This window comes from Rickettsia endosymbiont of Ixodes scapularis (genome assembly GCF_000160735.1).
Lineage (GTDB): Bacteria > Pseudomonadota > Alphaproteobacteria > Rickettsiales > Rickettsiaceae > Rickettsia > Rickettsia tamurae.
Map to the genome: position 1 here is coordinate 1,078,220 of NZ_CM000770.1, position 13,369 is coordinate 1,091,588.

Below are 13,369 nucleotides of genomic sequence, written 5' to 3' on the forward strand. Positions count from 1 at the left end.
TTATAGATAAATCATCTACATAATTATTACTACTACTATTGCATGGATCATCTACAAGCGGACATTCTCGTTGTACTGTAAAACCGCTTAATAATATAAAAACTAAAAAATAAAATCTAACTATTGTCATCGTCTACCCTATATCCGTTAACTTGAAACCCTACCGGATTTATATCAAGTTCTGAATCTGTTAATTGCATAGGCACGTAAGCATAACTTACTACCGCTATTTTATTATAAACTAATTGGCTTCCTGATGTTTCATTTACGGAAAATCTAACTATATATTTATCTGCTGCGATTTTTGACCATGATTTTATTACTAAAAATGTAGTATTATCTTCTTTATATTTTATCGTAGGATCAAAATCTTTATTTCTTATATAGCCAAGATAATTATAATAAACACCGCTTGTTGAGAATAATCTTATTGTCGTACGAGCTATAGTCGCAAAATCAACCGGATTATATGTTTCCCGTGCCGTTATGTATTTCTTTATAAAATACCTTGTAAGAGACTCATCTGCCGTTAACACCGGTGATGAAATAGGTTCTACCACCGAGGCACGTCCGGTATTACTATTAAGCTGAATAACAAAAGGATCAAACTGTTTAGATTTTACTACAAATGCTATTACTAAAGTTGATATAACCATAAAAATGGTTAGTAGTATTATTAATATGATAAGTAAGTTACGTTGAACAATTAACTTATCATATCGCTCTTCATACCAATTCTGAGTAATTTTTAAAGGATTATCCGATTTAATACTTTCTTGATTTTGTGTATCTCCTGAACCGCTTTTCGAGTTGTTACTTGATTTAAAGAAGCCAAATATATTATTCATATCAAAGGTATTTTTATTATTACATTGTTATTGTGTAAAACTATTACTTTTATACTATATTTACTGAATTAACCGGTCTTCTTACACAAGGATTTACGCTTAAACTCGATCCATCATCTACATCAGCAGAAACGCACGGGCTTTTAATTTCATAAGGAGCTGAAGGGGTACATGACAACAATTGAGCAAGCATAATTAATACTAATAGAAACTTTAATGATTTTAACATTCTAAATTATACATTATTAAATTATCTTGTTACTATTTTAAAATTACCTTACTATACAATAGTTCACAAGCATTTTTTGAAAAAATCTATTTATAAATATAAAAAAATATTAAAAAGATTGTAAACTATTATACTCTGAAGTAAATAAAGAGTAATTATACGAAGTTCAACTTGGGAGCAGAGCGTATACTTAATACCTGGCTACCTGCGGACTTATTAAAGACATTGCCGCCAATTTTTCAAGTGGGGCGAGTATAACATAATAACTAACATCAATAAATTGTATAATTTTAATTTATAATTTATTTATTTTAATTTTAAAGTTAAATAATATTTGGTATTGTAGCAACAATATAAACTTAACATTAAATTAACAAATCATAATCATATTATAATAATAATGGTAGAGTTAAAATAAAATTAAATATTAATCTAGTAATTATGGACCCATTAACCAACGCAATACAAGAATATATAAAATCCGGTGAATATTTTATTGATGCAAGAAAATGGTATAATTTTAAGTATATCTTACCGTTAAGTCATAGAAGTCTTCTACTTTTAATATGCACGATTTTTACCTTATTATTAACCTTAATTTGTATAAATATCAATATATTGCTACCAATAAACAAAAAAGTAAGTTATTTAATAAAAGATGATGCCGAAAAACAAGCTGCCGTTACTAATACTAAACATTCAACATTAGCAAATCCTTATATTTCTGTTGCAAATATTATGCTTCAGAATTATGTAAAACAACGAGAAGACTATAATTATGATATATTAAAAGAACAATTTACCTTTATTAAAAATAGCTCTACAAGCATTGTTTACATGCAATTTGCCAATTTTATGAATATTGATAACCCATTATCACCGGTCATAAGATATCAAAAATTATATAGACGCTCAATTAATATATTATCAATTAACAATATAAATGATAACGAGGCAGTTGTTACTTTTGAATCATTGGCAAAAAATAGTACGGGTAAAATTTTAGAAAATATGGTATGGGAGGCAAGAATCGGATTTATAATGGATTCTATCAGTACAAGCACCTCACCTGATATGCCGTTCAATTTTACCGTTACTAGTTACAAGCTAAAGTTATTAAGGAATAAAAATCAGAAATAATATGAAGCAACTAATAATATTTTGTACTTTTATAATACTTACATTAGATGTATTTGCTCTTACTATATCACGACCTCTAGGTCGAGACCCACGTCTAAGAGTTATGACTTATAACCCTGACGATGTTTTCAAATTCACAGGATATTACGGCTATCAAGCAAGTATAGAACTAGCAAGAGATGAGGAAATAGTAAGTATTTCTATGGGAGATACTACTTCATGGCAAATAGTACCTGCCGGTCATAGGATTTTTATTAAACCGATGGAACCGGATGCTACTACTAATATGACTTTAATTACTAATAAACGGACTTACTTCTTTGAATTATATGCCGCTGAAACTCTTGATATGCGTGATCCTGAAATGGTCTTTAACGTAAAGTTTCTTTATCCGGATGACGAAAATGACAATATGAGCGGTCATATGCAAACTTTTTCTGCTTCCCTAGCAAGTCCCGATCTTACTCATCCTGAAAAATATAACTTTAATTACTATATTAGCGGTAGCGAAGAAATAGCTCCTATTAAAATTTTTGATGACGGCGAGTTTACCTATCTACAATTTAGGGATAAAAACGCTGAGATTTCCGGTATTTTTGCCGTAGACGATTCACTTCGAGAATCTTTAGTAAATTATCGCCTTGCTCAAGATAATCCTAATATGGTGATCCTTGAACAGGTTTTTCCTAAGCTCGCTATACGTAAGGGCAAAAAAGTCACATGCGTATTTAATCAGTCTTTCAAAGCATATTAACTGTCATCCCGCAAGCTTGTAGGCGTTGTTGCATGGATCAGTTTTTCCGTCATTGCGAGGAAAAACTGTAAGTTTTGACGAAGCAATCCAGTAAAAAATTCTGATTTACAGAATTTTTTTAACACTCCTTGACAGTCGCTTGCAATAACGATTCGATGTCCATGCAACAACGCTGAGCTTGTAGCAGGATTTAGTCTTTTTTAAATTTTTTTTGGATACTGTGGTCAAGCCACGGTATAACAATGTTATGTCGCATTTAATATATTTCTTTGCCTCGATTTTACTAACTAGCGGCTTATTTATAATGCTTACAAGTCGTAATTATATTCACAAAATTATCGGGCTTGGAATCTTTCAAAGTTCGGTGTTAGTATTTTATTTAAGTATCGGAAAAATTAAAACAGGCGGTGTACCTATTTTACAAGAGGGCATCACTACTTACACTAGCCCTTTGCCTCATGTATTAATGTTAACTGCTATAGTAGTTGGGTTTGCTACTCTTAGCGTAGCTTTTAAGTTTAATATATCAAATTTATAAACATTTTGGTACAATATCAGAAAATGAAATTAATTTTGATAAATGATTTTTTCAATTATGTCATTTCCTCCATTCGATTATGTTATTCTTACCGTCCTTTATGTCATCCCCACAAAGCATTGTTGTATGGATACCGAATCGTCATTGCGAGCGACTGCAAGGAGCGTGGCAATCCGGCAAAAATAATAAAAAAATTCTGATTTACAGAATTTTTACTGGATTGCTTCGTCGAAACTTGCAGTTTCTTCTCGCAATAGACATCTTTCCAAATTCGCTTATAGAGAGGAATTTAAAGGAGACACTTCACCTCGAACCGCAGCGTACACAAGCGTACGTGAGGATTCGAGTACCGGATCGACGTATAAATTACCTCTAGAAGCGAAGTTTAGAAAGATGTCTAATGACGATGGAGAATAAAGCCCCATGATCCTAACTAACCATTTCCCTATCATACAAATATTATTCCCTTTATTCGGGGCTTTACTCTCAATAATATCTTTCCACTTTACTATATTGGCACGAGTAATTACCGTAGTTTGCATTTTATCTAGTCTTTTAGTCAGTGTTTATGGATATAGCATTATACAAAATACGGAACTATCTTACACCATGGGAGGATGGACTTCAAAAATAGGAATAGAATATCGGCTAAATTCACTAAACCAAGCTATTATTATTTATCTTAACTTGGTTTTATTATTCTTTTTAGTTTTTTGTCATAAGATTACTAATCGAACAATCTTAAAATATATCAACAATAATAGAAAATCTTTATTTTACGGTATATTATTATTCGCTCATACGGGCTATTTAGGAATGATTAGTACTAATGATTTCTTTAATTTATATGTGTTTATAGAAATTTCGGCACTTAGTAGCTATGTCTTGATAGTCTCAGGTAATAATCCAAAATCTTTAATCGGAGCTTTTGACTACTTGATAATGGGTAGTATTGGTGCAACTCTTATTCTTATAGCCATAGGATTTTTGCTGAGCATTACAGGTAGCTTAAATATGTATGATGTTGCAGCTTATTTGCAAGAACATACTAATTCCCGTATAATCACTATAGCTATCGGTTTTTTCTTAATAGGAGCTATTTTAAAAATAGCTTTTTTCCCTATGCATTTTTGGATGATGAGAGCTTATAATAACACGGCTTCAGTCACTTTAGTATATTTAGCAGGGATTTCTACTATAATAGGAATATATATAATATATAAATTTACTTATATTATTATAGGCTATGAGACGATTAAAACTGCTATTACAAACTTTATAAGACCTATTGCTTTAGCTACTCTTATTATAGCCCCGTATTTTGCTTACCAGGCAAAAGATTTCAAGAATATTATAATTTATTCATGTTTCACTCAAATAGGTTATGTATTTCTATTGCATGTTACCGAGGGCGGTACAATAGTTTTACCAAGTTTATTATTTGCAGATAGTATAAATAAAATAGCTCTTTTCTTGATAGATGCTTATAATGAAAGCTATAAAAAAAATCCTAACAAAGTTTTAACAATAATTGTTATTATTTGCAGTTGCGGCTTACCTATAAGCCCATTATTTTTTATCAAAATAAATATTCTTGAATTATTATTTAGACAAAGACTATTATTAGATTTTGTTATAATTTTACTCAGCTCCGTAGGATCACTATTTTATCATTATAAAATGGTACTATTGTCATTCCCGCGAAAGCGGGAATCCAATAATTAAAAAATATAAACACAGTAAATTTTTAAAACTACTGTGTCATGCCGTGACTTGATCACGGCATCCAGTAAAAATATTTAAATTATTAGTATCATAAGTTGTATTCTAGACCCCGTGGTCAAGCCACGGGGTGACAAGGGAAAGAAAAACATGATTACACAATTTACTACTCCGAGTCTTTTGATTCTATCAACTTTGCTAGTTGGTGCATWAAACTTAACCAGTCCGTATGCCAACACAAAAAAGATAGTTTATACGTAATTTTTTACTTATTACTATCGCTATTTTTTTCGGTAATATTTTAATTATAGACTGGTTATTTTTAAAAGGTATTAGAGCAGGATTTGAATTTAATATATTCGGTAATTACTCTATAGGATTCCATCTTGAACCTTTAGGGCTTATTTTCTTAAGCTTAATAGGTTTTTTATGGATCTGTGCTTTACTTTACACTCCAAAATATCTTGCTATTAATAATATAGAACACTCTTCTAGATTCTTATTTTTCTTTAACTTAACTATTCTAACCGGTATTTTAATTGCTCTGTCTAGTAACTTATTTACGATGTTTATTTGTTATGAGCTTTTAACTATTTCTACAGCTTTTTTAATAGCACATACCAAAAATAATATAGTACTTAGCGGGTTATATAAATATCTAAAAATTCTGATGATTTCTGCCACAATATTATTTTTACCGGCAGTGATAATTATTTATACTAAAGTCGGTAACGGGGATTTTGCAAGTGGGAGTTTAGTAGAAAATTATTTTTCTAAAAACCAGTCAATTATTTTATTATTAATGTTTATTTTTGGAATTGCTAAAACTGCAATTTTTCCGGTACATTCGTGGCTTCCTGCTGCAATGGTTGCACATTATCCCGTTAGTAGCTTACTGCATGCCGTAATAGTGGTTAAAACCGGACTATTTTGTATTTACAAAATCCTATTATATATATTCGGTTTATCGTATTTACAAATGATATTTGCCGAGTTTAACTGGTTAATTTTTATACCGATAGTGAGCATATTTTACAGCTCAATCAAAGCACTAGGCACGGATAATATAAAAAAAATACTCGCCTACTCCACTATGAATCAACTAAGCATCGCCTTACTTAGTGCTTTTATGTTAACACCTAAGGCACTTGGAGCCGCAATACTCCATTTAGTTTCACATTCTTTTAGTAAAATTTGCTTATTTTATAGTATGGGAAGTATTTACAGTTTAAAGAAAGCCAATCAAATACAAAATTTACACGGAGTATCTAAAGAGTTTCCTTTAATTTCTTTTATTATATCTATCTCTTCATTATCATTAATCGGTATACCTATCTTTAGCGGATTTATTAGCAAATTCTCAATATTACTTGCTGCAAGCGAACAAAATCAAATTATCGTTATGATTGTCATAATAGCGAGTAGCATATTCTCAAGCCTTTACCTTCTCAAAATATTAAGCTCTATTTATAAACCTTCTTTGGTAGAATCTAGTGTAATAAAATCACTCCCCTACTCTATGCGAATCAGTATAATAATTTGCTGCTGTGCTGTAACTCTATTCTATTTTATTCAAATCTTAATCAGAGAATTTTTAGCTTATATTACATAAACATATTTACATAATTTACATATAATCATATAATATTTATACCTTTGATACTTCAAAAGTTGGAAGTCAAATAAGCGGTGAGCCTGCACAGCGTGCAATAGTACGTGAGCACAGGCGAATCCCGAAATTTGACGTACCAAATCTTGAAGTATCAAAGGTATAAATATGGCACAAATTATTAGAGCAACAGAATTTGTACGATCTTTTTCAGATATTATGAATAGAGTTTACTACAAAGGCGAAAGCTTTGACGTTCAAAAAGGTATAGTAGCAAGAATTACGCCTGCAGAAATCAAGCCTTCTATAGCAATAAGAGACTTAGAGGAAGCCTTTAAAAATGGTCCACATCTTGATCCTGAAGATGCTGATCAATTCATGAAAAATATCGAAGAAATAAGACGCAATACTAAACAAGATATTAAAAAATTGGTTGAAAGATGGGATTAATTATTGATACTTCTATAATCATAGCTTTAGAAAGAGGAAAGGTAAGTACTAAGCAATGGTCACATTACGGTCAGGCTGTTAACTGAACTATTAATAGGAGTAGATAGAGTCAATAATGAGAATAAACGTATAAAATGTTTAGCTTTTATAGAATATGTAAAAAGTCTGTTTACTATATTACCTTTCGGTATTGAAAAAGTATATACATATGCACGTATTATTCATGATTTATACACACAACGTATAACTATAGGAACTCATGATATGCTTATTGCAGCAACGGCTATTACAAAAGGTTTTCCGATATTAACTCTAAATGTTAAAAGACTTTAAAAGAATTCAGAGACTAGAGGTTTTAACAGTTTCTTCTAAAGATTAAAATGTTTATTCAAAATACCAAGTTTACATTTCCGCTTACTAATTTTGAGCTTATGTTTGATTTTAACCCACAAAATCAGCTAATAGCTCTAGCATTTCTAATTGTTACTACTATCTTAAATCTTTATACAATTTCCCAAAATAGAAAATTAGAATGCTTAATAGGTAGTTTATACTGTTTATCCTCTACTATATGCGTATTTGTAGCTGATTTTATTTCCATGATAATCTCACTTGAATTCATGACGATTTTTGCCTGCATAATTATTTTTTGCGACCAATTAAAGATAAAACCGGCACGTCAATATTTCCTCACTCATTTATTCAGTAGCGGGCTAATTTTAATCGGTATGACTCTTCTAATTCAAACAACAGGTAATACGGCTTTTACTTCTTTAACGGAATCAGTATATAATTTTGAGTTACCGGCAATATTCATACTTGCAGGTTGTTTAATTAATGCCTCGGCTATTTTTGTAAACGGCTGGGTGGTTAATTGCTATCCTGCAGCTTCAAGTAGCGGCGTGGTATATTTAATTAGTTTTACTACTAAAGTTACTTTAATTATCATTTTAAAATTATTTAGCGGTCTTGAGATATTAAAGTTTTTTGGGATATCAATGATCATTTACGGGTTAGTATTTTCTCTAATTGAGAAAAACCTAAAACGATTGATATGTTATCTTACCGTATCACAGCTTGGTTTTATATTAACGGCTATTAGCATAAACTCTCCAAATATAGCTTATCTTATTACAAGCTTTATATTCATACATATATTATATAACGGGTTATTTGCTTTATATTTCACTTATATAGAAGATGAGTATGATATTAAAAATTACCAAGATCTTCAGAATGCTCAAATTAATCTTATTTTGTTAATCGGATTTGTTATTAGTATATTGATATATACATCTATATTGCCTATTAGCTCTTCTTATATCAAAGATGGAATTGCTAATATTTTAAACAAGAATAATATAATGCTATTTTCTAAGATAGCAACTTGTACCGTATTATTTGGATTATTGTTGGAAAGTTTGCTATCGTCATTGCGAGCGACTAAAAGGAGCGTGGCAATCCAGGAAAAAAATCGATCTATTTTTACTGGATTGCTTCGTCAAAACTTACAGTTTTTCCTTGCAATGACGTTAAGGGAGTTACTCTACCTCTCTTTCTGCATCATAACTTTATGCGTATGTTTATTCTACCCTATTCAAATATCACATATTGCTAACTTTAAGCTAGTTATCCTTGCAATCTCACTATTATTAGCTTTAATATTTAAAAAAATACCACGCATTTCGACAGAAAACATAAACCTTGACCTATACCAATATATCGAAAAACTTATCTATTTCAGTATCGATAAATATAAAGAAACGGCAGACAATAACGAAGATGCGGAAGAATATCTTAATTTTAAGGTTATTTGGGATAATATTTTAAGTAAAATATCTGCTTGGCATAATCAGCAAACTGCTATATTTATTGTATTATTCCTATTAATTAGTTTGATTTTAACACTCTGTCATCCCGTGGCTTGACCACGGTATCCAGAAAAAAATTAAAAAAGACTGGATCCCGCGATCGAGTCGCGGGATGACACTAAAAAAAGAACAAAAACATGAAACCACCAATAACAGACAAACAAAATTACAGCTTTGAAGTTCACTCAGCAACAATAAACGATGATTATCACTGGCTGCGTGATCCTAAGTGGCCAAATGTAGAAGATTCTAAAATTTTAGACTACTTAAAGGCTGAGAATAAATATACCGAAAATTTCTTTGCCGATCTGCAAAAGGATAAGGAAAAGATTTTTGAAGAATTAAAAGGACGGGTCAAATTAGACGATGAGTCAGTTTATGTTAAGAAAAAAGATTATTACTATTACCATAGAGTAGAAGGCGATAAAAATTATCCGATATATTGCAGAAAGCATAATAGTGTGGAAGCACATGAAGAGATAATATTAGATGTTAACCTTCTTGCTCCAAACGGCGGTTTTACCGATGTTGCCAAAGTCGCAATATCGCCTGATCAAAATTTAATGGCTTATAGCGTTAATTTTACAGGTAATGAGCAATATAATATCAAAATATACAATCTTAAAGAGCAAAAATACTTACCTGATAATGTAACGGATATAGCTCCTACTGTGATTTGGCATGAACAATTAAACGGCTTTTTCTATATTACTATTAATGAGAATCAACGCTGGGATAAGGTAATGTTTCATCGTCTAGGTGAAGATGTTACTCAGGATAAATTAATATTTGAGGTAAAAAACCCTCTTCATTTTATCAGCTGCGAGAAATCAGCAAGCAGTGAATATATTTTTATAAATTCAGGTGATTATAATGAAAATGAAATTTACGTAATTTCTATGCAGGATGTTAGTTTTACGCCTAAATTAGTACGAGCTGCAGAAAACAAAATATTCTATGAAATAGAACATAATGGCGATTATTTTTATATTAAAACTAATTATAAAGCTAAAAATTTCCATGTTATAAAACTGCTGGTAAATAATTTTGAAAATACTAGCTGGGATGATATTTATATTAAGGAAGAACAAGACAAATATTTAAAAAGCTTTGATGTTACAAATAATTATTTAATCTTAAATTATCGTGACCAAGGTTTACCGCTAATTAAAATAAAGCGATTTAAAGATTTACAAGAAAACACAACTCATTTTCCTGACGAAAGTTTCCAAGCAAGTAGCTTTTCTACAAACTTTGAGGAAGACGATATCAGAGTAAATTACTCTTCTCTAGCAAGACCAAATACCACTTATAGCTACGATTTTGATAGCAATAAATTAACGATATTAAAGAGCCAAGAAATACCTTCAGGCTTTAATCCGGAAGAGTATAAAGTCGAGAGAATATTCGCAGATGTAAAAGTACCTATAACCTTGTTTTATAAAAAATCTTTATTTAAAAAAGATGGCTCGAATCCTTTATATTTAATGGGATACGGAGCTTACGGGATTAGCATGCCTGTCAATTTTAGAAATACAGCAGTGACACTTGCCGATCGTGGCTTTATTTACGCAGTTGCTCATATTAGAGGTGGCGATGATCTAGGTCATGATTGGTATGAAGCTGCTAAGTTTTTAACCAAAAAAAGAACATTTAAAGACTTCATAGCCTGTAGTAGAGCTTTAATTAACGAGCAATATACAAGTAACAACAATATAGTAATAATGGGCGGTAGTGCCGGCGGTATGTTAATCGGTTACGTACTCAACGAAAAACCGGAAATCTATAGAGCAGCAATCGCTCATGTACCGTTTGTAGACGTACTGAGTACCATGCTTGACGAAAGCTTACCGTTAACTCTCTTGGAATATAATGAGTGGGGTAATCCGAAAGAGAAAGAATATTTTGAATATATTAAATCATATTCCCCTTATGATAACGTAAAAGCACAAAACTACCCTGCTCTATTCGTTACTTGCGGTATATCCGACCCACATGTAGGTTACTGGGAACCTGCTAAATGGGTAGCAAAATTACGAGAACTAAAAACGGACAATAATCCATTATTGTTAAAAATAAATATGGATAAAGGACATAAAGGTTCTGCCGGTCGTTTTGATTATCTGAAAGAGATAGCCGACGAATTAGTATTTATTTTTAATATATTTAATGTGGGGGTTTAAAAGGTATATGTCATTCCTGCGTAGGCGGGAATGCATTGTTGCGTGGATCAAAAAAAGCACACATTGTCATACCGTGGCTTGTCCCCGGTATCCAGTAAAACAACTAAAAATACTAATATAGACCCCGTGGACAAGCCACGGGGCGACAGTGGTGAAACCGATCCACATAAACAATGCCGTCCTCCTCTACGGTATGACAAAATAAATATAAAAAACCACATGCATAAAAATTATCTAGAACAATTACAAAAATTACCGATTACTTTAATTTTACTAATTAGCTTAATTTGCTGTATTGGTTTCATTGTACTTTATTCTGCAGCGAATAGTAATTTGCAGCCTTGGGCTTACAAACAAATTATAAATTTTTGTATATTCTTGCCTTTAGCTATTATTATTGCATTAATTGATTTACGAATAATATTTAGGTTATCGTATATCTTTTATTTTTGCGTACTCGCTTTACTAGTAGCCGTGGAGCTTTTCGGCTCAACTGCCATGGGCGGTAAAAGATGGATCGATATCGGTATAGTTAAGCTTCAACCTTCCGAACCAATAAAAATCGCCGTTGTACTAATGCTTGCTAGATATTTCCATTCACTAACAATTGATGATCTTATAAAATTTCACAAAGTTATCATACCTATTATAGGAGTTTTAATACCGGCTTTTCTAATAATTAGAGAACCGGATTTAGGTACAGGAATGATTGTTTTAATTGTTTCGGCAATTATATTTTTTGCAGCAGGTTTTAGAATAAAATATTTTATAATGCTAGCTCTTGCTGCTCTTATTAGCCTCCCTATTGCTTGGAATATGATGTATGATTATCAAAAAAAACGGGTAATGGTTTTTTTAGATTCCGAACATGATCCGCTCGGTGCTAGCTATAATATTATTCAGTCTAAAATCGCTATAGGTTCAGGTAGCCTATTTGGACGGGGTTTAAATCAAGGCAGTCAAAGCCATTTAGATTTTCTTCCCGAACATCAAACAGACTTTATCTTTGCTACCTTCGCTGAAGAATTCGGCTTTATAGGAGGAATGTTTTTACTAATATTATATTTTGCACTTATAACTATTTCTTTATTAATTGCCGCAAATTGCCGAAAGATTTTTAGTAAATTAATGGTAATAGGTATCACTTCAATCTTATTTAGTCACGTATTTATTAATATAGCTATGGTTATGGGCTTGCTTCCCGTAGTAGGCGTACCTTTACCGTTTATTTCTTACGGCGGAACAATGATCGCATCCATGCTAATCGGCTTTGGGCTTGTGATGAATGCTCAGGTACACGGACATACTGCTTTAAACTAGGTTCAATATAAAATTGATAATATAAATTAATAATAAGTTGCACTTCACTTTCTTATTTATCGTGTAAAGCGAAAATTCCTATTGACTTTTATATAAAACAGTATAGATTTCTTTACAATTTAACTTTTATTAAAGAATTTATGCTAGGCTATGCACAAGAACAAAGAAGTCTGACAAAACAACAGAAAGAATCAATTGCCTTGCTATCTATAGGTACTTTTCTTGAATATTTTGACTTTATGCTTTATGTACATATGGCTGTACTTCTTAACAAACGCGAGTTTCGTATTCAAAAAGTCGCTGAATAGCTGATAGTAACTGGGTTACGGGGATCTTAATAATACTGTTTTTGTTATAAAGTGAGTACAAAATATAAATTGCTAATTAAAATATGGTATTTATAGTATTAGAAAAAAGTTTATAGGTTATTGAAAAAACTTTAAGAGCAATAACCTATGATAATGAATTTTACAGAAATATTTTGTTACGTCGATGATTTTTTTCAAGAATTAGACAAGCATACAAATTCAATTACTAATCATAACAACAAATCTGGTCCTAAAAGTCGACTGAACAGAAGTGAGGTAATAACAATTATAATAGGCTACTGGCAGTCATCTTATGATTGTTTTAAGAATTATTGTTCTGAAGCAAATATGAATTCATCATCAAAGAGATTTTCAATTAGTAAGCTATAGTCAATTT

At 31.2% G+C, this 13,369-nt stretch carries 9 protein-coding genes and 5 pseudogenes; 12 read left to right on the forward strand and 2 right to left on the reverse strand.

Annotated features, from left to right (window positions below; all coding sequences use genetic code 11):
• Positions 1-116: 116 nt before the first annotated feature.
• Together REIS_RS05435 and REIS_RS05440 are read right to left on the reverse strand one after the other, a co-directional pair.
• Positions 117-848, reverse strand: a complete 732-nt coding sequence (locus tag REIS_RS05435; protein ID WP_008580253.1) for a virB8 family protein — start codon at positions 846-848, stop codon at positions 117-119.
• 49 nt (positions 849-897) lie between these two features.
• Positions 898-1,077 (reverse strand): DUF2706 domain-containing protein, encoded by a 180-nt coding sequence (locus tag REIS_RS05440; protein WP_008580254.1) that lies wholly within the window; start codon positions 1,075-1,077, stop codon positions 898-900.
• Between the two features lie 441 nt (positions 1,078-1,518).
• Between REIS_RS05440 and REIS_RS05445 the strand changes: the two genes are divergently transcribed.
• From REIS_RS05445 to REIS_RS05495, 12 genes and pseudogenes are all read left to right on the forward strand, one after another.
• Positions 1,519-2,217, forward strand: a complete 699-nt coding sequence (locus REIS_RS05445; protein ID WP_008580255.1) for a virB8 family protein — start codon at positions 1,519-1,521, stop codon at positions 2,215-2,217.
• A gap of 1 nt (position 2,218) precedes the next feature.
• Entirely contained in the window at positions 2,219-2,971 is a 753-nt protein-coding gene (virB9, locus tag REIS_RS05450; protein ID WP_008580257.1) for a P-type conjugative transfer protein VirB9, read from the forward strand.
• Between the two features lie 247 nt (positions 2,972-3,218).
• A pseudogene (locus tag REIS_RS05455) lies at positions 3,219-3,555 on the forward strand (Na+/H+ antiporter subunit C).
• A 377-nt stretch (positions 3,556-3,932) separates the two neighbouring features.
• The gene (locus REIS_RS05460; RefSeq protein ID WP_008580259.1) at positions 3,933-5,234 is read left to right on the forward strand and encodes a proton-conducting transporter membrane subunit; all 1,302 of its coding nucleotides are present in this window, start codon (positions 3,933-3,935) and stop codon (positions 5,232-5,234) included.
• 147 nt (positions 5,235-5,381) lie between these two features.
• A pseudogene (locus REIS_RS05465) lies at positions 5,382-6,843 on the forward strand (proton-conducting transporter membrane subunit).
• A gap of 37 nt (positions 6,844-6,880) precedes the next feature.
• Positions 6,881-7,003: pseudogene (locus REIS_RS12765) on the forward strand (palindromic element RPE5 domain-containing protein); the annotation flags it as partial.
• A 5-nt stretch (positions 7,004-7,008) separates the two neighbouring features.
• On the forward strand, positions 7,009-7,290 hold the full coding sequence (gene vapB, locus REIS_RS05470) for a type II toxin-antitoxin system antitoxin VapB (RefSeq protein WP_008580261.1): 282 nt from the start codon (positions 7,009-7,011) through the stop codon (positions 7,288-7,290).
• Positions 7,281-7,669 (forward strand): annotated as a pseudogene (vapC, locus tag REIS_RS05475) (ribonuclease VapC). Before vapB ends, vapC begins: the two are co-directional and overlap by 10 nt.
• Before the next feature lies 1 nt (position 7,670).
• Complete coding sequence (locus tag REIS_RS05480; protein ID WP_008580262.1) at positions 7,671-9,218, forward strand: proton-conducting transporter membrane subunit; 1,548 nt, start codon at positions 7,671-7,673, stop codon at positions 9,216-9,218.
• Between the two features lie 80 nt (positions 9,219-9,298).
• Positions 9,299-11,344, forward strand: coding sequence for a S9 family peptidase (locus REIS_RS05485; protein ID WP_008580263.1), 2,046 nt, complete (start codon positions 9,299-9,301; stop codon positions 11,342-11,344).
• 219 nt (positions 11,345-11,563) lie between these two features.
• Entirely contained in the window at positions 11,564-12,664 is a 1,101-nt protein-coding gene (gene rodA, locus REIS_RS05490) for a rod shape-determining protein RodA (RefSeq protein WP_008580264.1), read from the forward strand.
• 140 nt (positions 12,665-12,804) lie between these two features.
• Positions 12,805-12,948, forward strand: a pseudogene (locus tag REIS_RS05495) (MFS transporter); the annotation flags it as partial.
• Between the last annotated feature and the right edge of the window lie 421 nt (positions 12,949-13,369).